General features: G+C 63.8%; 21 protein-coding genes. 16 read left to right on the forward strand and 5 right to left on the reverse strand.

Annotated features, from left to right (window positions below):
* Positions 1-14 precede the first annotated feature (14 nt).
* The 12 genes from VITFI_RS00005 (at position 15) to VITFI_RS00060 (ending at position 8839) form a co-directional block, all read left to right on the forward strand.
* Positions 15-440, forward strand: coding sequence for a hypothetical protein (locus tag VITFI_RS00005; RefSeq protein WP_157725492.1), 426 nt, complete (start codon positions 15-17; stop codon positions 438-440).
* Entirely contained in the window at positions 433-1419 is a 987-nt protein-coding gene (locus tag VITFI_RS00010) for a hypothetical protein (RefSeq protein WP_089415249.1), read from the forward strand. The genes VITFI_RS00005 and VITFI_RS00010 overlap by 8 nt, the downstream gene beginning before the upstream one ends.
* An 11-nt stretch (positions 1420-1430) precedes the next feature.
* On the forward strand, positions 1431-1745 hold the full coding sequence (locus VITFI_RS00015; RefSeq protein WP_089415250.1) for a hypothetical protein: 315 nt from the start codon (positions 1431-1433) through the stop codon (positions 1743-1745).
* 24 nt (positions 1746-1769) lie between these two features.
* On the forward strand, positions 1770-2726 hold the full coding sequence (locus VITFI_RS00020; protein WP_089415251.1) for a recombination-associated protein RdgC: 957 nt from the start codon (positions 1770-1772) through the stop codon (positions 2724-2726).
* Between the two features lie 23 nt (positions 2727-2749).
* Positions 2750-4561, forward strand: coding sequence for a DDE-type integrase/transposase/recombinase (locus tag VITFI_RS00025; protein WP_089415252.1), 1812 nt, complete (start codon positions 2750-2752; stop codon positions 4559-4561).
* Entirely contained in the window at positions 4561-4863 is a 303-nt protein-coding gene (locus VITFI_RS00030; protein WP_089415253.1) for a hypothetical protein, read from the forward strand. Before VITFI_RS00025 ends, VITFI_RS00030 begins: the two co-directional genes overlap by 1 nt.
* A gap of 12 nt (positions 4864-4875) precedes the next feature.
* Complete coding sequence (locus VITFI_RS00035) at positions 4876-6105, forward strand: ExeA family protein (protein WP_089415254.1); 1230 nt, start codon at positions 4876-4878, stop codon at positions 6103-6105.
* On the forward strand, positions 6102-6341 hold the full coding sequence (locus tag VITFI_RS00040) for a hypothetical protein (protein ID WP_089415255.1): 240 nt from the start codon (positions 6102-6104) through the stop codon (positions 6339-6341). The genes VITFI_RS00035 and VITFI_RS00040 overlap by 4 nt, the downstream gene beginning before the upstream one ends.
* 71 nt (positions 6342-6412) lie before the next feature.
* Positions 6413-7042, forward strand: coding sequence for a DUF3164 family protein (locus VITFI_RS00045; protein ID WP_089417880.1), 630 nt, complete (start codon positions 6413-6415; stop codon positions 7040-7042).
* A 14-nt stretch (positions 7043-7056) separates the two neighbouring features.
* The gene (locus VITFI_RS00050; RefSeq protein ID WP_089415256.1) at positions 7057-7728 is read left to right on the forward strand and encodes a hypothetical protein; all 672 of its coding nucleotides are present in this window, start codon (positions 7057-7059) and stop codon (positions 7726-7728) included.
* Positions 7728-8444, forward strand: coding sequence for a regulatory protein GemA (locus VITFI_RS00055; RefSeq protein ID WP_089415257.1), 717 nt, complete (start codon positions 7728-7730; stop codon positions 8442-8444). Before VITFI_RS00050 ends, VITFI_RS00055 begins: the two co-directional genes overlap by 1 nt.
* Positions 8441-8839, forward strand: coding sequence for a Mor transcription activator family protein (locus VITFI_RS00060; protein ID WP_089415258.1), 399 nt, complete (start codon positions 8441-8443; stop codon positions 8837-8839). Before VITFI_RS00055 ends, VITFI_RS00060 begins: the two co-directional genes overlap by 4 nt.
* A 194-nt stretch (positions 8840-9033) precedes the next feature.
* Here the strand turns inward: VITFI_RS00060 and ccoG are convergent, their stop codons facing one another.
* Together ccoG and VITFI_RS00070 are read right to left on the reverse strand one after the other, a co-directional pair.
* A complete protein-coding gene (ccoG, locus tag VITFI_RS00065; RefSeq protein WP_089415259.1) occupies positions 9034-10485 on the reverse strand; it encodes a cytochrome c oxidase accessory protein CcoG in 1452 nt (483 codons plus the stop codon).
* A gap of 245 nt (positions 10486-10730) precedes the next feature.
* Positions 10731-11207, reverse strand: a complete 477-nt coding sequence (locus tag VITFI_RS00070) for a hypothetical protein (protein ID WP_157725493.1) — start codon at positions 11205-11207, stop codon at positions 10731-10733.
* On the opposite strand from VITFI_RS00070, the gene VITFI_RS00075 reads away from it, so the two are divergent.
* The 4 genes from VITFI_RS00075 to VITFI_RS00090 are packed head-to-tail and all read left to right on the forward strand — an operon-like array spanning position 11206 to position 13343.
* Entirely contained in the window at positions 11206-12690 is a 1485-nt protein-coding gene (locus tag VITFI_RS00075; protein ID WP_232476640.1) for an aminotransferase-like domain-containing protein, read from the forward strand. The genes VITFI_RS00070 and VITFI_RS00075 overlap by 2 nt on opposite strands.
* 31 nt (positions 12691-12721) lie before the next feature.
* On the forward strand, positions 12722-12976 hold the full coding sequence (locus VITFI_RS00080) for a DUF4258 domain-containing protein (protein WP_089415262.1): 255 nt from the start codon (positions 12722-12724) through the stop codon (positions 12974-12976).
* Positions 12977-12979: 3 nt separating this feature from the next.
* Positions 12980-13177 carry a DUF2283 domain-containing protein gene (locus VITFI_RS00085; RefSeq protein WP_089415263.1) on the forward strand — a complete coding sequence of 66 codons (198 nt, stop codon included), beginning with the start codon at positions 12980-12982 and terminating at the stop codon, positions 13175-13177.
* Positions 13161-13343 carry a BrnA antitoxin family protein gene (locus VITFI_RS00090; protein ID WP_157725494.1) on the forward strand — a complete coding sequence of 61 codons (183 nt, stop codon included), beginning with the start codon at positions 13161-13163 and terminating at the stop codon, positions 13341-13343. Before VITFI_RS00085 ends, VITFI_RS00090 begins: the two co-directional genes overlap by 17 nt.
* Positions 13344-13395: 52 nt before the next feature.
* Here VITFI_RS00090 and VITFI_RS00095 read toward each other — a convergent pair whose 3' ends face one another.
* From VITFI_RS00095 to VITFI_RS00105, 3 genes are read right to left on the reverse strand one after another with little or no spacing between them, the layout of a single operon-like run.
* Complete coding sequence (locus VITFI_RS00095) at positions 13396-14910, reverse strand: SpoVR family protein (protein ID WP_089415265.1); 1515 nt, start codon at positions 14908-14910, stop codon at positions 13396-13398.
* Complete coding sequence (locus VITFI_RS00100) at positions 14907-16205, reverse strand: YeaH/YhbH family protein (protein ID WP_232476641.1); 1299 nt, start codon at positions 16203-16205, stop codon at positions 14907-14909. Before VITFI_RS00100 ends, VITFI_RS00095 begins: the two co-directional genes overlap by 4 nt.
* 21 nt (positions 16206-16226) lie before the next feature.
* Complete coding sequence (locus VITFI_RS00105; protein ID WP_089417882.1) at positions 16227-18149, reverse strand: PrkA family serine protein kinase; 1923 nt, start codon at positions 18147-18149, stop codon at positions 16227-16229.
* Between the last annotated feature and the right edge of the window lie 144 nt (positions 18150-18293).

Here is an 18293-nt window from a genome sequence, read left to right on the forward strand (position 1 = left end):
GCAAGGAGCGCACCGTGAGCACACCCGCATTCCCTCTGCCATCCGGCAGCGTTTCGCCAACGCCTGGCGGCATGTGCGCCAAGCCGTTGGGAGAGATTCCTCTGGGCGCCGCGCAGTTGGCGTTCATCAGCCTGGAGATGTCCAACCGAGTCCCACGGGCCGATCAGCGGTTGGAGTTGAGTCTGTCCACGCTGCTGTGTTTGGCGCTGTCTCACCGGGCGGTGGAGGTGTTTGGCAAGGAGCAGGTGCATTGCCTGGATGTGATGGCGGGCATCACGGTGTTCGCCAACCGCCTGGCCGAGACAGCACTGGAGGGCATGGCCACCACCCTGCGCCTGTTCGACGACGGGGCCGGGAGCGGCGGGGACTCCTTTCTTGAGGCCATGCGCGGCATGCAGCCGCCTTCCGCTCCCCCTTCAACCACTCCCACCCTTGATTGAAAGACCCTGCGATGAGCCGCACCCCTACCCCCGCAGTGAAACCCGCCTGGTTGAACTCGCCCCCGGCGCCCTGGATGCCGACCGCGCCGCCGCCGACACGCTGGCCGCGTTGCAAGCCGGCACCAGTGCAGAACGTGACTTGCTGAACCAGCTTCTTGGGCAAGCCCAGATGGCGGATGCCATTGCCAAATTTAGCCGAACGGTTCGGCTGACTAAGCTGGCATTCGTCCGAGAAAACAAGCTTTATCAACAACTTGCGGGGAAGCAAATGCCGAACGGTTCGGCATTACGCGGAACTTGGGAGGAGTTTTGCGAGTTGTTGGGTTATTCCAAAGACAAGGTCGATCTCGACTTGCAAAACCTGCAAAGCTTTGGCGAAGAGGCTCTGGAAAGCATGTCCCGCATGGGCATCGGCTACCGGGACATGAAGCAGTACCGCCGCCTGCCCGAAGACGCCAAGACCCTGCTGATCGAGACAGCCAAGACGGGTGACAAAGCCGCCTTCCTCGACCTGGCCGAAGAACTGGTGGAACGACACGCCAAGCAAAAGGCGGATCTCGAAGCCAAGCTGGACGACGCCACGAAGACCCTGCAAGCCAAGGACGCCGTGCTGGCCCAGGTGAGCACCGACCTGAACGCCGCCAAAGAAAAGCTGGCCCGCCCCTGGACGCCCAACCCCGAACTGGGCACCCGCAGCGCCACCGAAGACGCCGCCCTGGAAGAGCTGGCCAAGGCCGCCGACGCCAGCGCCCAAAGCGCCCGCCGCCTGGGCGTGGTGGTGGCTGACATCTGCGCCAACCAGACCAACCAAGCCCTGCGCACCAAAGCCCTGCAAGCCCTGACCTACGTGGTGGTCACGCTGCGCGAAGTGGTGATTGAACACGGCCTGGAAGTGGAAGTGAGCGACGACGCCCTGGGCACCCGCCCCGCCTGGATGAACGCCGCCTGGCAGCAACCCAGTGATGACACCACCGCGTGAGGAGAACCACGATGAGCCTGAACCCCACCACCGTTGACATCCGCTCCCTCAACGAACAACAGCGCCGGGCGCTGCTGGACTGCACCGGCCTGAGCCGCCGGCAATCGGCCTACCGCAACTCATTTGTGGTGCGCAAAGGAGGTGCCGATGCGCAGTTGGCCCAGCAACTGGAAGCCAAGGGCCTGATGTGCTGCAAGCCGTATTTGAACGACCACAGCCTGCTCTACCAAGTGACCCAGGCCGGAATGGATGCAGCGCTGGCCATTGGCGCCCTGAAGCAGGGCCGCGCCTGGGTGCCCTGCCACGTCACCCCCGCCCAAGCCTGACAACCCTCGCCCAAGGAAACGACCATGTTCAAGAACCTGATTTTGTACGCCATCACCGGCACCAACCCTGCCCGGTGCGCCGACCTGATTCCTGCGCTGGTGCGCGAGGAGTTCCGCCCCTGCGAGCCGGCCAAGGAACATTCGGCTGGTTGGGTTGATCCGGCCGACCCGAGCGCGACCCGAGGCGCTTTGGTGCAGCCGTTGTTCTGCCACGGCTGGATGCTGGCCTACAAGACCGAAACCAAGAAGGTGCCCACCCAGGCGCTGAAGGCGCGGGTGGCAGAGATGGCCGAGGCCATCTACAAGGAAACCGGGCGCCGCCCCGGCAAGACGGCTGCCAAGGATTTGGCCGAAGCAGCCAAGTTTGAGCTGTTGCCCCGTGCGTTTGCCCTCCAAGAAACCACGCTGGTGTGGCTGGACACGGACAACGGCTGGCTGGCATTGGACTGCGCCAGCGCCAAGCGCGGCGCGGACATCGTGACGGCGCTGGTGCGGATGATCCCCGGCCTTGTGGTGACGCCAGTGCAGACGCAGGTTTCCCCGGCTGCGGCCATGTCCACCTGGCTGGGCAGCGGTGATGCACCCTGGTCGTTTGGCCTGTGCCTGGGCCGCTCCGCCGAGCTGCACCGTCAGGACGAAACCCGCGCCAAGGTGCGCTACGTCAACCACTCGCTGGTGACGGACGAAGTGCGTGCCCATGTGCGTGAGGGCTACACCGCCAAGCAACTGGCGTTGGAGTGGGATACCCGGATGACCTTTGTGCTCACCGATGCCTGGACGCTGCGGAACGTGGCCCTCACCGATGTGGTGCTGGAAGAGAACAAGACGGCGGGCGGCCCCGGCTGGCCTGACGCCGAGGAGGTTTGGCGCACCGATGCGGTGCTGATGACCGCCGAGCTGCAACGCATGTTGGCCGACTTGATGAACGCCCTGGGCGGCAAGTTGGCGATCGGGCAACCCGCTGCCACCGCCCAGGCGTAACCCCCACACAAGGAGCGGGCACCATGCCTCCGAGCCATCAAATTTCAGCCGATCAAGTGCTGTACCTGCACGAGGTACGCACCCGGCTGGACAAGGCCGCGCACGGCGAGTGCGGCGCCATTGCGGATGAGGCGGCGGCGCAGCTTGGCGTGACGCGCAGCACCATCCACCGCCTACTGGCCGAGCAGCTCGGCCGGGACACGGGGCGCAAGCGCCGCAGCGATGCGGGCAAGCGTGGCGTGACCCACGATGAGCTGATGAAGATCAGCGCGGCGCTGATGGGCACCTTCCGACGCAAAGGCATCAACCGCATGACCGCCGATGACGCGGTGGAGCTGCTGCGCCACGACACGGTGGGGCTCATCAGCACCCAGCTTTCCACCAGCAGGCTGCTGGTGCTGCTGCGCGAAGCCGGGCTGCACCCCGACCAGTTGCGCCTGCCGGAGCCGGCGATTCAGGTGGCCACGGAGCACCCGAACCAGTTCTGGCAAGTGGATGCATCGGTGTGCGTTGTTTATTACCTCAGCAACGCCACCGGGTTGCAGGTGATGGACGAAAAGAAGTTCTACAAGAATAAGCCGGCGAATATCACCCGCGTCCAGGAAGAACGGTTGATTCGGTATACCGCCGCCGATGTGAACTCCCATGATTTCCTGACCCGGTATTACCTGGGCAGTGAATCAGCGGCCAACCTGGGTGAGTTTCTGATCTGGGCGTTTGGTGACAAGGGCGGACGCCACCCGATGCACGGGGTGCCGCTGCATCTGGAGTTCGACCCAGGTGCGGCCAACACCTCGGCGCCGGTGCTCAACCTGTGCGAGCGCCTGAAGTCCAAGGTGCTGGTGCATGAGCGTCACCGCTCACGCTCCAACGGCAGCGTGGAGAAGGCCCACCACCTGGTGGAAATCCACTTCGAGCTGGCCAGCCTGCGCTTTGCCAAAGTGGCCAGCCTGGACGACTTGAACGACAAGGCGCTGCTGTGGAGCCACTGGTACTGCGGCACGAAGAACCACAGCCGCTACGGGCGCCCGCGCCATGCGCAATGGTTGACGATCACCGCTGACCAACTGCGCATCGCTCCCCCGGCGGATGTGATGCGCCGCCTGATGCGGGCGCACCCGATCAAGCGCAAGGTGGACACGAATCTGGAGATCACCTTCGCCTTGCGTGGGGCCGATGGCAAGGTGAGCCGCCACAGCTACCGCGTGCGCCACTTGCCGGGCGTGAAGGCTGGGGACATGGTGCCGGTGGTGGCCGACCCGTACCACCCGCCCAGCGTCGAGGTTGGCTATGTGGACGGCAGCACCGGGCGCCTGGCGTGGATGCCGTTCGAGGCGGTGACGTTCACCAGTGCCGGATACGCCACCGACGCACCGCAGCGCGGCCAGGAACTGCGCGCCGCGCCGCGTGGCTTGCTGGACGTGAACCGGGATGCGGTGGTGCAAACCGCCTACGGCGGCGACACGCTGGACGAAGCCAAGGAACGCCAAGAAAAGGGTGGCCTTGTGTTTGCCGGGCAGGTTGACCCGTTTGCCATGCACAAGGCGGATGCCGCCCAACTGCCCACTTACATGCCCAAGCGCGGGCACCAAGTGGCGGTGGAAGACCGGGCGGTATCCACCCGCCGCCTGACGGTGCCCGAGGCGTGCCAAGAGCTGAAGCGCCGCCTGGGCGAGCGCTACACGCCCCAGGTGTACGGCTGGGTGCAAGCCCGGTTCGGCGCCGACGGCGTGCCCGAAGACCAACTCGAAACCCTGGCCGAGCAACTGGCGCCAAGCGCACCCGCTGCCCAGCCCGTGGCCCCGATGCCGCTGCGTGCGGTGGGAGGTTTGTGATGAGCAAGAGCATCAAAGAAATTACCCGTGCCGTGAAGGCCGCGACCGGTAAAACGCCGGCTGAGCTGCTGCTGGAGCGGTTTGAAGAACAGCAAACTTCGACCCTCAAGACCGACGAAACCACCCCAGAAGAGCGGGCCGCGATTGGTGCTCTGGAGGATGCAATCCGCGCCCTGCCGCGCAGCTTGTTCATTGAAACCAGCGAGCACGAAGGCCGCGCAGCCATCTACAAGCGCACGGGGCCTGGGGAAATGGTGCTGGTGGGAACCGTCTACCGCAAACGCACGTTTTCACAGGTTTGAGGGGTTCAAGTCATGACCCCCAACACCCACCCCCTGCGCCTGCACACCGTGCTGACCGCCTCGCGGTTGAGCCTGCGCCAAGTGGCTGAACCGGCGGGCATTTCACCGGCAGGTTTGTCACAACTGGCGCTGCATGGGCAGTGGCCCAAGCGCCGCGATCAGGCCGAACTGCGCCAGGCCGTCACCCGCTCGCTCGCTGACCTGGGCGTGCCAACCGAGCAGCTTGATCACCTGTTCGAGCCGCTACCGGATGCCACCCAAACCGCCCCCAGCACCACCGACAAGCCCTCTCTGTTGCCCCCGCTGCGCCGCGCCCATCGGGCTGGCACCCACCCCAACACCCGCACCACACCCAACCAGGAAGACACCATGCTGATCGCCAAACAGAGCCTGACCACCGACGCTCGCAAGCACTTCAAGTTGTTCACCGGCCCGTTCGACGACGAGGTGACACAAGACGCTCACCTGTTCGCCAATGCCGAAATCCGGTTCGTGCGCGAAATGGTGTGGCAAGCCGCACTCAACGCCCGCATGTTGGCCCTGGTAGGCGAGAGTGGCTCAGGCAAGACCACCATCCTGGGCGACCTGAAAGAGCGCATCCAGCGCGAGAACAAACTGCTCAAGATCATCGCCCCCAGCGTGGTGGGCATGGCCGACAAAGACACCAAGGGCAAGCCGCTCAAGAGCAGCGACATCCTGGCGGCCATCGTGCTCGACCTCGACCCCAAAGCCACCGTGGCCCAAACCTCCGAGGCGCGCACCCGCCAAGTGTTGAAACTGCTGGAAGAACATCGCAAGGCGGGCTGGGCGCATGTACTGGTTCTGGAAGAGGCGCACGACTCACCCTCCACCACCCTCAACCAGTTCAAGCGTTTGCATGAGCGCATGCGCGTGGGTCGGGCTCCACTGCTGGGCATCCTGATGGTGGGCCACCAGGAGCTGGCCGACAAACTGCAAAAGAACGATGTGCGCGAAGTGCTGCAACGCACCGAGATCGTCGAACTGCGCCCGCTGGGTGTGAAGTCGGGCGACCTGGCCGCCTACATGGCCCACCGCGTCAAAGCCTACTGTGGTCGGGAGTTGGGCGAACTGTTCGAGCTGGACGCTATCGCGGCCCTGGCCACGCGGCTGCAAGGCGACATCTACCCGCTGGCCATCAACAATTTGTCCAACCGGGCGCTGAATCAGGCCGCCGAGCTGGGCGCCCCGGTGGTGACTGCTGACGTGGTGCGGATGGCATGAACACCGCCACCTCCCTGGCCTGGGCTGTGCGCTCCTGGCTGTATCGCCTGGAAGTGGTGTGGCTGCGACACCAACTGGCCACGCTGGCCCGCCGTGAAGCGGTGTACCGCACGCACATCCAGACCGAGCTGAACTACAGCGCAGCACTGCGCATCGAGCTGGCCCAGATGCTGTCCGAGACCACCATCCAGCGCACTCGACTGCGCGCCAGGCTCAGACGCATCTGGCGCGTGTGATCCCCGGCGCCCATGCGCCCCGTTGCCGGTCGGCTACCGGCGAAGTTTCCCTCGACAACAACCGCAACATCATGAGCACGCAACAAACCTCCACCATCCCCGCCGGCTACATGCAAGACCCGCAGGGCCGACTGATCCCCGAAGCCATGGTCGAAGACATCGACAAGCTGCGCGATCAAACGGTGCGCGAAATCGTGGCCGAGTTGAAAGAACTGCAAGCCCTGACCCAAGCCAAAAAACGCAAGACGTTTGATGCCGTTCAGGCGTTCTGCGAGATCAGCGCTGAGAAGTACGAGATCACCTGGGGCGGCAACAAGGGCAATGTGAGCCTGCGCTCGTTCGATGGTCAGTACAAAGTCGAACGGGCCATTCAGGACTGCATCGTGTTTGATGAGCGTCTGCAAGTCGCCAAGAACCTGATCAGCGAATGCATCGACGAGTGGATCGCTGAGGGCGTGCGCCCGGAGCTGGCGGCCATCGCGCAAGACGCCTTCCAGGTGGACAAAGAGGGGCGGGTGTCGGTGGCCAAGGTGTTGAGCCTGCGCCGCTTCAATTTCCCCGACCCGCGCTGGCAACGCGCCATGCATGTCATCGCCGAATGCATCATGGTCACGGGCAGCCGCAGCTACATCCGGGTCTATGAGCGCGTGGGGGCCACGAACAAATACGTGCCCATCGTGTTGGACTGGTCGGCCATTTGATCTGGGGGGCTGTCATGTACACAACATCTGCCCGCTACACCCCGGCGCCCAACTCCAAACGCGCATCTGTGCTGTCGGTACTGCGCCAAGCCGGCAAACCGCTGTACTCCTGCGAGCTGATTGCCCGCATGATTGAGCTTGGTTCCCCCATCAACGTACACCAACTGGCTTGCCTCTTTCGGCCTCTGTTGGCAGCTAAGTTGGTTTACCAAATAGAACCCGAACCAAAATCAGTGTGGGTCGCCGCCGATGCACCAGTTCAAACCCGGCCCGTCTGCCTGCTGACTCATGAGGGCAGCGTGTTGGACAAAGCGCTGACGTTTCTTATGGGGTGCCCTGATCTGACATCGTCATTGGCCCGCATTCACACTGCCATTGGTCATTCACGTCACGATGTCCAACGCGAGTTGACCCGCGCCTGTGCCAAGGGGTGTGCGCTCCATTCGTCCGGTATGTGGCAGTTGGTGCCAGATCGCTGGTTATCGTCCAACGTCAAAACGCGAGCGGCCGCTGCTGCCGTGGCCGCGCCACTGCGGTCGGTTCCCCCCTCCGACTTTCGCTCAACCATGACCCTGGACGAGACCGATGAACCCCCATTCGTGCATCGCGTTATCCCATCTTGGTTCTGGCAAGCCAAGGTGCCGATCCGCGCAGTGCGCAGTGTGTTTCACCTGGGAGGACTGTGATGGCAACCGCAGCCACAGCTACAACCAAGGCCTCAAAGGCCGCGCCGCTGACGCAACTGTTGGGCATTGCACGCACCTGGGCTGATGCGTCGGGCGTGATGACCGAGGCCGAATATCGCCAACGGATGGCGCGCATGTTTGGTGGCCGCACGTCGGCTACCCAACTCACGCGGGCTGAGCAGTACCACCTGCTGACCACGTTGTTTGAGCGTGAGCTGGGGTGGAAGCGCACGGGCAAGGGGGGCACCCCAGCGCCAGGCTCCGGGCGGCGCAAGCTGGAGCGCTCGCCAGCGTCCACAAAAATCCGGGCGCTGTGGCTGTTTTTATACGTGCTGGGCGAAGTGCGTGATTCAAGCGAGCGCGCCTTGGCGCATTACATCAAGCGTCAAGTCGGGGTCGAAGATCTGCACTGGCTCACGTCACAGCAAAAGTCCGACGTGATTGAAGCGCTGAAGTTCTGGGCTGTGCGCCCGATGAGCGCCGATGTTGCCAAGATGCGTGCCGCCTTGGAAAACCCGACGATGCGCCAAGACCCTCCCGCCTACCGTGATGCATTGGTGTTCGCCGAACGTGCGGCTAACAGCGCCAGTTGGGCGCCGTGGTGGCGCGCATGGCAAAGCGCCAGCGCAGCGCTGGGGCGCAAGGTGGATGAGGCGATTGCTAAGCCACTGGCAACGCCCATCCGCAAGGCCAAGCCGATTGAGGTGGCGGCATGACTCGCAAAAAGCCGTATCTGTTCATTGAGAACTTGACGGCCGTGGCAGCCCGAGTACTGACTGATCGCGGTATGGCGCCAGACACTGCTACGACCATTGGGCGAGAAATCGCAGTGGGGATGTGCAACATGTACGCTCGCACTCACCTGTACATCCCCGCAGCCATCGACCTGACCAAGCCTCTCAGCGCACGGAATCGCGCCATTCTCAATGCGTACAGTCAACCAAGCCCTACCGCTCGCCCGTTCTCGTCGCGCCGGGTCGAAGAGCTGGCACAAGAGTACGGTCTGACCGAAACCTACCTGTATGAACTGCTGAGCGACACCATGGACGCAGTGCGCAAAGAGCAAGGATTGCCGCCGATGGATGAACGGCAAGGGCAGTTCCCGTTGTAATGCTCAGGCGGGCAAAGCAAAAGGGCGGCAAAGTTGGCCGCCCTTTTTCATTTTCACCGGCTGAAAGTTATTTCACACACTCCATCCGAGAACTGCCAATTTCATCCGAGGTCATCCGGATTTATCGCGTGCCGTTTGGTGGTTTATCTCATCTCTCTTCAGAGTGTGCCGCCGGTGAATGGAAAAACGCAAGCTCAACGCGGCAACCATAACGTGCTGGGGGTGGTGGCCACTTCGGTGGCCCCGTCCCGCACCTGCCAGGTGATGGGCAAGGCCGATCCCGGTGCGCCGCCGGCGGCTTGAAGCGCTGTCAACGGTGCGCGCAGCCGCACGGTCAGGTGGCGCGCTTCGGCGGGGGCCATCGGCACCGGGGCAGCGTCCACCACGGTCAACGCCCCGGCAGCGGCACTGGTGGCACTCACGGACACGGTGCGCCCCTGGGCGCTGGCATTCATCACCAACAGGCGGTAGACGTTTTCCACCTGCGGCTGGCCGGCATCGTCCAGCACCTCACGGGCCATGACGCTGCGGTCGCGCATCGCATCCACCCGCAGGGTCGGGCGCTGCGCCAGGCCGATCACCAACGTACACACCGACACCCCCAACAACCCGCCATACAGCAGCACGCGCGGGCGACGCAGCGCCCGCAGCACGCGGCGCCACAACCCCCCCGGCGCCGCCCAGCCGGTGACGGGCGCAGGTTGGGCGAGCGTGTGCAGGCTCTCGAAGCGAATCAGGCCACGGGGTTGGGCGAGTTTGTCCATCACCGTGTCGCAAGCGTCCACGCACAGGCCGCAGTTGATGCAGGCCGATTGCAGCCCGTGGCGAATGTCGATGCCTGCCGGGCAGACTTGCACACACAAGGTGCAGTCCACACACGCCCCTTGCGCTTGCGAGACCTTGCCCCGTGGCTCGCCTCGGCGCGGGTCGTAACTCACGTTCAGGGTGTGGGCGTCCATGAGCGAGCCTTGGAAGCGCGCATACGGGCACATGTGCTGGCACACTTTTTCCCGCAAAAAACCGGCGTTGCCCCAAGTGGCCAGGCCGTAAAACAGCGTCCAGAACGCTTCCCACGGCCCGAGCTGGGCGTGCAGCGCAGCGGGCACCAGCTCACGCATGGGCGTGAACCAGCCGACCAGGGTCAGGCCCGTCCACAAGGACACCGCCGCCCACAGCGCGTGCTTCAACCCTCGGCGACGCAGTTTGGTGAGCGTCCACGGTGCAGCGTCCAGGCGCTGGCGGGCCAGGCGGTCGCCCTCGCAGCGGTGTTCGATCCAGGTGAAGAGCGCGGTGTAGACGGTTTGCGGGCAAGCAAAACCGCACCACACCCGCCCCAGCAGCGCCGTGGCAAAAAACAGCAGCAAGGCACTGACGATGAGTAGCAACGCCAGCCAAATCAAATCCTGCGGGAACAGCACGGCGCCGAACAGGAAGAAGCGCCGCGCCTCCAGATCCAGCAGCACAGCGGGCTGGCCGCCGATCTGGAGCCACGGCACGCCGTAAAACACCGCCTGGGTGAGCGCCAGCAACGCCAAGCGCCAGCGGGCGTGGCGCCCGTCCACATGGCGCGGGTGGATGGTGTGGGCGGGTTCGAGTTCCAACAGCCCACCGGGGCCGAAGGGGTTGGGAGGCACAGGCGTTTTCATGGCAAACAAGCAGCAAGCTGATGAGACAACGCGGGCAACGAACGATCCCCCCACGCATCGGGCCAGAGCTGGGCGTCCAGCGCTTGCAAGGCGGTGGTGGTGTCGTCGTCGCCCAACCATTCGTCTTCACGAAAGAAAAAAGCACGGCAGCGCACATCGCCCAGGCCAGCGGCTTGGCGCCAGCGCGGCCAGGCGCTGGGTGGGGTGTCGGGCGCGTGGGGCGGCAGCGCTCTATTTCAATCCCATCATCGCCGGTCGGAAGGGGTGTCGGGCGCGTGGGGCGGCAGCACGTCCAACCCGTCTTCTTCGCCGCGCAAGGCGGCCCAGCCTTGACCCTCCTCCCCCAAACGCACCGGCGCCACCAGGGTGAAACTGCCCGCCGGCGCATTCGCCACCCACGGCAACAGGCCGGTGAGGCGCCAACCGCGCCCGGTGTCTTGGCCGGACAGCGGCGCGACATCCAGCCGCAGTGGCAGGGCGGCAGCGCGTTCGGCATGCAGCATTTGCGGCAAGAGGTAATGCGTCAAGCCTTGGTTGCGGGCGCCGCGCAGGACTTCGATGGCCAGGCGTTGGCAGCGGAACAACAAGGCGCTGGCCGGGTCGGTGCGCCACAACTGTTGGCTGATGGCGTGCAGCGCGTGTTCGGGCGCGGCCAGCCAACCTTGTTCGGCCAGCCATGTCAGCCGGGCGGTGGGCGGGAAAAATGGGAGGGAAGGCAACATGCCCGGCATCGTGCCGACCCGCCATCTGATTCGTAAGATGCAGTTTTCTGCCAAATCAACCGGATCAGTTGCCCCCGCCATGCACCGCTACGAACAACTCGCCGCCGAATGGGCCGAAGGCATCGAACGCGGCACGCTGCGCCCCGGCGAGCGCCTGCCCTCGGTGCGGCAAACCTGCCAGGCGCGGGCCGTCAGCCCGTCCACCGTGTTTCAGGCGTATGCGGTGCTGGAGGAACGCGGTTGGGTGGAAGCCCGCCCACGCTCCGGGTACTACGTGCGGGCGCGGCCATCGCGCCCCGGCCCGCCGCCCATCACGCCACCGCCGGACACCGGCCCGCACCCCGTGGCCATCAGCGAACTGTTGGTCGAGCTGCTGGGCAGCACCCGCGACGCGGAGGTGGTGCCGCTGGGTTCGGCGTTTCCGGCGCCCGAGCTGTTTCCGTTTGAAGCGCTGGCGCGCTGCGGTGCGCGGGCCATGCGCCGACTCAAACCGGCCCACATCACCGGTGCGCTCACCGCCGGGGATGAAGGCTTGCGCGAGGCGCTGCGCCACCGCTACGCCGTGCAGGGCGTGGCGCTGCACCCGGAGGAACTCATCATCACCCACGGCGCGATGGAGGCGCTCAACCTCTGCCTGCAAGCGGTGACGCAGCCGGGCGACGTGGTGGTGGTGGAATCGCCCGCGTTTTACGGTGCCCTGCAAGCGCTCGAACGCCTGCACCTGCGGGCGCTGGAAGTGGCCACGCACCCGCAAGACGGCGTCGATCTCACCGCGCTAGAAACCCTGTTGCAACGCGAACGGGTGGCGGCCTGCTGGTTCATGACGCGCTTCCAGAACCCACTGGGCGCCCTGATGCCGACCGAGCGCAAACAAGCCTTGGTGACGCTGCTGGCGCGCCACGGCATCCCGCTGATTGAAGACGATGTGTACGGCGAGCTGTACGCCAGCGCCGAGCGCCCGCCGCCCGCCAAAGCGTTTGACGGCGCGGGGCTGGTGCTGCATTGCAGCTCGTTTTCCAAGTGCTTGGCGCCGGGTTACCGCGTCGGCTGGGCGGCGGCGGGGCGATTTGGCGCCACGGTGGCGCGGTTGAAGATGATGAGCAGCCTGTCCACCTCGCTGCCGGCGCAGCGCGCCATTGCCGACTACCTCCAGCAAGGCGGCTACGACCGCCATTTGCGCCACCTGCGCCACGCCTTGGCCGAGAGCCAACGCCGCGCCCTGGCGGTGATCGACGAGAGTTTCCCCCCCGGCACCCACCCGACCCGCCCGCAAGGCGGCTACTTCCTGTGGCTGGAACTGCCGCCGCAGGTGAACGCGCTGGCGCTGCACCAGCGGGCGCTGCGCCACGGCATCAGCGTGGCGCCGGGCGTGCTGTTTTCAGCCGATGCGCGGTTCACCCACCATCTGCGCTTGAACGTCGGGCATCCGGGGGATGCGCGGTTGGAGCCGGCGTTGCGGTGGTTGGGGGCGGAGGTGGCTTAATCAGGGTAGGTTATTCGATGTACATTAACCTATGCACAGCACCCGATTCACCCGCCCCGTGATCTTGACCCGCCATGCAGCACAACGCATGGCGGAGCGCCACATTAGCGAGGCCGAGCTGTTGCAAGTCATCGACACAGGCAACACTCGGTTCAAAGACAGCACCCACCTATGGGCCTACAAACACTTGGACGGACGCACGGACAACCTGATTTGCGCTGTGCTGGTGCTGGAGACAGCCGTTGTCGTCAAAACCGTGATGCACGAATTCATTGCGGAGGACTGAACCATGCGAACCACTTACTACGACGAAGATGACATCCTGGTGATGCATCTGTCTGACAAGCCCATTGCCCGCGAGGTGTCGCAGGACTGGAACACCCACTTCAGCTATGCAGCCGACGGCACGCTGGTGGAGGTGGTCGTGATTGATGCACAGGCGATTGGCGCTTTCCCGCTGGAGGTGTTGCATGGAAAAGCCGCCTGAGGTCGCCAAACCCAAGGGCGGACGGCCCGTGCAAGCCATCCACAAGCAACCGGTCACGCTGCGCATGGACGCTGAGGCGCTGGCTCGCTGGCGTGCCACCGGCAAAGGCTGGCAAACCCGAGCCGCAGCAGTCCTGGCGGCGGCGGCTCCCAAGGCGGTGCCATGAGTCAAGCAGCGCCGGCGTTGCCGTGGTTGGAGCCGCAAATGACGAGCGCGCTTTAAGCACTCGGCGCCGGCACCGCCCACCGCTTGGCCACGCTCCCCTGGGCATCCACACTCTCCAAGTGGACGCCAAACCCCCACAGCCGCGCCGCGTGTTTCAGCACTTCTTGCGCACTGTCGTCCAGCGGGCGGCGGTTGTGTTGGGTGTGGCGCAGCGTCAGCGAGCGGTCGCCGCGCAGGTTCACGTTCCACACCTGGATGTTGGGCTCGCGCTGCCCCAAGTCGTACTGGCGGCTCAGGGCTTCGCGCAGCTTGCGGTAGCCGGATTCATCGTGAATCGCGCTCACCACCAGGTCTTTTTGCGTGCTGTCGTCTTGGATGGCGAACAAGCGGAAATCTCGCATCAGTTTCGGGCTGAGGTACTGGCCGATGAAACTCTCGTCCTTGTAGTTGTGCATCGCTTCGTGCAGCACCCGCAGCCACGGTTGGCCCACCAGATTCGGGAACCATTCGCGGTCTTCGTCCGTCGGGCGTTCGCAGATGCGCTGAAGGTCGGTGTACATCGCAAAACCCAGCGCATACGGGTTCAGGCCGCTGTAACCCCGGTCCGTCACCTTGGGCTGGTACACCACATTGGTGTGGGACTTGAGCCACTCCATCATCACCCCGTCGGTGAGCCAGCCGTCGTCGTACATCGTGTTGAGCAGACGGTGGTGCCAGAACGTGGCCCAGCCTTCGTTCATCACCTGGGTCTGGCGCTGCGGGTAGAAATACTGCGCCGTCTTGCGCACGATGCGCACGATCTCGCGTTGCCACGGCTCCAGCAGCGGCGCGTGTTTCTCGATGAAGTACAGCAGATTTTCTTCCGGCTCCTCGGGGAAACGCCGCACCGCTTGGGGCGAATCTGCCGCTTCTTCGGCCTTTTTCGGCAGGGTGCGCCACAGGTCGTTCACCTGACGCTGGGCGTATTCCTCGCGCTCGCGGCGCAGGCGCAACTCCTCGGACAGCGGTTTTTTGCTCGGGCGCCGGTAGCGATCCACGCCGTAATGCTGCAAGGCGTGGCATGAGTCGAGGAACTCTTCCACCTTGTCGATGCCGTGGCGCTGCTCACACTCGGCGATGTAGTTCCGCGCATACACCAGGTAATCGATGATGGCCGACGCATCCGTCCACATGCGGAACAGGTAATTGCCCTTGAAGAAGCTGTTGTGGCCGTAAGCGGCGTGGGCGATCACCAGCGCCTGCATCGCCAGCGTGTTTTCCTCCATCAAGTAACTGATGCAGGGGTTGGAGTTGATGACGATCTCGTAAGCCAGCCCCATGTGGCCGCGCCGGTAGTTCTTTTCGGTGGCGATGAACTCTTTGCCGAAGCTCCAATGCCGGTAGTTCACCGGCATGCCGACGCTGGCGTAAGCGTCCATCATCTGCTCGGCGGTGATGATTTCGAGCTGGTTCGGGTAGGTGTCCAGCTCGAAGCGGCGGGCCGTGGTGGCGATCACGTCGTGGTACTGCTCGATCAGCTCGAACGTCCAATCGCTCGGGCCAGGCAGCGGGTGGGCGGATGCAGTCATGCCGGCGCTCCTTCCTTCTTGAACAGCTCCCGAAACACCGGGTAAATCTGATCCGCCGACGTGGCCTTCTTCATGGCGAACTGCGGCACGCTGGCGGCCAGTTTGGTGTACTCATCCCAGAGGTTTTGCTCCTCGGCGGCGACTTGCACGTAAGCGAAGTAACGACAGGCCGGCAGGATCTTGGCCGCCAGCAGCTCGCGGCAGCGACCGGAATCGTGGTGCCAGTTGTCACCGTCGCTGGCTTGGGCGCCGTAGATGTTCCACTGCGCCGTGTCGTAGCGTTCGCTGATGATTTTGTGCATCAACTCCAGCGCGCTGGACACCACCGTGCCGCCGGTTTCCTTCGCATGGAAAAAATCGTCCTCGCTGACTTCCTGCGCCTGGGTGTGGTGGCGGATGAACACGAGTTCGATTTTTTCGTAATGCCGCGTGAGGAACATGTAGAGCAGGATGAAAAAGCGCTTGGACAAGTCTTTGCGCGCCTGGTCCATCGAACCCGACACGTCCATGACGCAAAACATCACCGCCTTGGCGCTGGGCACCGGCGTTTTGACGCGGCTGCGAAACCGCAAGTCGATCGGATCGAGAAACGGCACCTTGGCCAGATGCACCCGCAGTTCGGCGATGCGCGCTTCCACCGCTGCCATCTCGGCGCGCAACTCGTCGGCCTGCGCGGCGCTGGCCTCCGGCCACACGGCTTGCAGCGTGGCCAGCCGGTCTTCGAGCTGGTGCAGCTCACGCCGGCTTTCACCGCCCAGCGCGATGCGTCGCCCCAACGCGCCGCGCATCGAGCGCACGACGTGCAGGTTGTTCGGCGTGCCATCGCTGGAAAACCCGGCGCGGTGCGTTTTGTATTCCGGCACCTCGGTGAGCTGGGTCCGCACCAAATGCGGCAAGGCCAGGTCTTCGAAGAACACCTGCATGAATTCTTCTTTGCTCAGCGCAAAGGTGAAATCGTCCTCGCCTTGGCCGGAATCGCTGGCTTGGCCTTTGCCGCTGCCCCCCGCGCCTCCGCCTTGCGGGCGCTGGATGTGATCGCCCGCCACATACTCCTGATTGCCGGGATGCACCATCTCGCGCTGGCCGCCCGTGCCGTGGTGGAAGGACGGCTCGTTCAAGTCCTTTTTGGGGATGCGGATTTCCTCGCCGCGCTCCAGATCGCGGATGCCGCGCCCGTCCACCGCCCGGCGCACGGCCTTGCGGATTTGCTCCTTGTAGCGGCGCAAAAACCGCTCCCGGTTGCCGATGGACTTGTTCTTGCCCGCCAAACGGCGATCAATGATTTGCTGCAACATCGCCCGCTCCCCGTGTCCACGTCATGACGACTTGCGCACCCGCAAGTACCACTCGCACAGCAGGCGCACTTGTTTGGGCGTGTAGCCCTTTTGCACCATGCGCTGCACGAAGTCCTCGTGCTTCTTGGCCTCGTCGGCGCTGGCCTTGGCGTTGAAGCTGATGACGGGCAACAGCTCCTCGGTGTTGGAGAACATCTTTTTCTCGATCACCGCCCGCAGCTTTTCGTAGCTCGTCCACACCGGGTTGCGGCCTTGGTTGTAGGCGCGAGCCCGCAGCACGAAGTTGACGATCTCGTTGCGGAAGTCCTTCGGGTTGGCGATGCCAGCAGGCTTCTCGATCTTCTCCAGCTCGGCGTTGAGGCTGGCGCGGTCGAACACTTCGCCCGTGTCGGTGTCGCGGTACTCCTGGTCTTGAATCCAGTAATCCGCGTAGGTGACGTAGCGATCAAAGATGTTCTGCCCGTACTCGGAATAACTCTCCAAGTACGCCGTCTGGATTTCCTTGCCGATGAACTCGGCGTAACGCGGCGCCAGTTGTTCCTTGATGAAAGCGGTGTACTTCTGTTCCAACTCGGCCGGGAACTGCTCGCGCTCGATTTGCTGCTCCAGCACATACATCAGATGCACCGGGTTGGCGGCCACCTCTTGGCTGTCGAAGTTGAAGACCTTGGAAATGATCTTGTAGGCAAAGCGCGTCGAAATGCCGCTCATGCCTTCATCGACGCCGGCGTAATCGCGGTACTCCTGATAACTCTTGGCACGCGGGTCGGTGTCTTTGAGGCTTTGGCCGTCGTAGACCATCATCTTGCTGAACAAGCTGGAGTTTTCCGGCTCCTTCAAGCGCGTGAGGATGGCGAACTGGCTCATCATCTTCAGCGTGCCCGGCGCGCAGGTGGCGTGCGCCAGCGAGCTGCCTTTGAGCAGCTTCTCGTAGATCTTCACTTCCTCGCTCACGCGCAGGCAGTACGGCACCTTGACGATGTAAATGCGGTCGAGAAACGCCTCGTTGTTCTTGTTGTTGCGGAAGGTCTTCCATTCGCTCTCGTTCGAGTGCGCCAGCACGATGCCATCGAACGGAATCGCGCCGAAGCCTTCCGTGCCTTTGAAGTTGCCTTCCTGGGTCGCCGTCAGCAGTGGATGCAACACCTTGATCGGCGCCTTGAACATCTCCACAAACTCCAACAGCCCTTGGTTGGCCAGGCACAGACCGCCGCTGTAGCTGTAGGCGTCCGGGTCATCCTGGGCGTAGGTTTCGAGCTTGCGAATGTCCACCTTGCCGACCAGCGAGCTGATGTCCTGGTTGTTCTCGTCGCCCGGCTCGGTTTTGGCGATGCCCACTTGCTTGAGGATGCTGGGGTAACGCTTCACCACCTTGAAGCGCCGGATGTCCCCGCCGTACTCCTCCAGCCGCTTCACCGCCCACGGGCTCATGATGCGATTCAGATACCGGCGTGGAATGCCGAAGTGTTCTTCCAGCAGCGCGCCGTCTTCCACCGGGTCAAACAACCCCAGCGGGCTTTCGTTCACCGGTGAACCCTTGATGGCGTAGAACGGCACCTCTTGCATCAACGCCTTGAGCCGCTCGGCGATGCTGGACTTGCCCCCGCCCACCGGCCCCAGCAAGTAGAGGATTTGCTTCTTTTCTTCCAGCCCTTGCGCGGCATGGCGGAAGTAACTCACCACCTGTTCGATGGCGTCTTCCATGCCGTAGAACTCGGCAAACGCTGGGTAGATCTTGATGACCTTGTTGGCGAAGATGCGCGACAGGCGCGGATCGTTGCGCGTATCCACCAACTGCGGCTCGCCAATGGCTTTGAGCATGCGCTCGGCAGCGCTGGCGTAGGCCAAGGGGTTGCGCTTGCATTCCTGGAGGTAGTCCTCCAGCGACAGTTCTTCTTCCCGAGTGCGTTCGTAACGGGCGGCGAAGCTTGCAATCACGTCCATGTTGACCTCCGTAGGGATGAGGCCGCAGGCACGAGGCCAGCCGGCCATCAGGAAAGTTTTGATGGCGCCCCGACTTGACGGGGCCCGGGCGCCATCAGAGCGTTCCGGTCAATGCATGGGTGAAAGAGGGGTGGATGGGCAGGC

It is taken from the genome of Vitreoscilla filiformis, assembly GCF_002222655.1.
GTDB classification, from domain to species: domain Bacteria; phylum Pseudomonadota; class Gammaproteobacteria; order Burkholderiales; family Burkholderiaceae_C; genus Ideonella; species Ideonella filiformis.

Excerpts from the sequence above, each read along its gene's own strand:
- ccoG (WP_089415259.1), bottom strand. The coding sequence starts at position 10,485 with ATGAAAACGCCTGTGCCTCCCAACCCCTTCGGCCCCGGTGGGCTGTTG.
- VITFI_RS00050 (WP_089415256.1), top strand. The coding sequence starts at position 7,057 with ATGTACACAACATCTGCCCGCTACACCCCGGCGCCCAACTCCAAACGC.
- VITFI_RS00035 (WP_089415254.1), top strand. The coding sequence starts at position 4,876 with ATGACCCCCAACACCCACCCCCTGCGCCTGCACACCGTGCTGACCGCC.
- VITFI_RS00040 (WP_089415255.1), top strand. The coding sequence starts at position 6,102 with ATGAACACCGCCACCTCCCTGGCCTGGGCTGTGCGCTCCTGGCTGTAT.
- VITFI_RS00075 (WP_232476640.1), top strand. The coding sequence starts at position 11,206 with ATGCCCGGCATCGTGCCGACCCGCCATCTGATTCGTAAGATGCAGTTT.
- VITFI_RS00095 (WP_089415265.1), bottom strand. The coding sequence starts at position 14,910 with ATGACTGCATCCGCCCACCCGCTGCCTGGCCCGAGCGATTGGACGTTC.
- VITFI_RS00055 (WP_089415257.1), top strand. The coding sequence starts at position 7,728 with ATGGCAACCGCAGCCACAGCTACAACCAAGGCCTCAAAGGCCGCGCCG.
- VITFI_RS00060 (WP_089415258.1), top strand. The coding sequence starts at position 8,441 with ATGACTCGCAAAAAGCCGTATCTGTTCATTGAGAACTTGACGGCCGTG.
- VITFI_RS00100 (WP_232476641.1), bottom strand. The coding sequence starts at position 16,205 with ATGTTGCAGCAAATCATTGATCGCCGTTTGGCGGGCAAGAACAAGTCC.
- VITFI_RS00080 (WP_089415262.1), top strand. The coding sequence starts at position 12,722 with ATGCACAGCACCCGATTCACCCGCCCCGTGATCTTGACCCGCCATGCA.
- VITFI_RS00020 (WP_089415251.1), top strand. The coding sequence starts at position 1,770 with ATGTTCAAGAACCTGATTTTGTACGCCATCACCGGCACCAACCCTGCC.
- VITFI_RS00090 (WP_157725494.1), top strand. The coding sequence starts at position 13,161 with ATGGAAAAGCCGCCTGAGGTCGCCAAACCCAAGGGCGGACGGCCCGTG.
- VITFI_RS00025 (WP_089415252.1), top strand. The coding sequence starts at position 2,750 with ATGCCTCCGAGCCATCAAATTTCAGCCGATCAAGTGCTGTACCTGCAC.
- VITFI_RS00015 (WP_089415250.1), top strand. The coding sequence starts at position 1,431 with ATGAGCCTGAACCCCACCACCGTTGACATCCGCTCCCTCAACGAACAA.
- VITFI_RS00045 (WP_089417880.1), top strand. The coding sequence starts at position 6,413 with ATGAGCACGCAACAAACCTCCACCATCCCCGCCGGCTACATGCAAGAC.
- VITFI_RS00070 (WP_157725493.1), bottom strand. The coding sequence starts at position 11,207 with ATGTTGCCTTCCCTCCCATTTTTCCCGCCCACCGCCCGGCTGACATGG.
- VITFI_RS00085 (WP_089415263.1), top strand. The coding sequence starts at position 12,980 with ATGCGAACCACTTACTACGACGAAGATGACATCCTGGTGATGCATCTG.
- VITFI_RS00105 (WP_089417882.1), bottom strand. The coding sequence starts at position 18,149 with ATGGACGTGATTGCAAGCTTCGCCGCCCGTTACGAACGCACTCGGGAA.
- VITFI_RS00030 (WP_089415253.1), top strand. The coding sequence starts at position 4,561 with ATGAGCAAGAGCATCAAAGAAATTACCCGTGCCGTGAAGGCCGCGACC.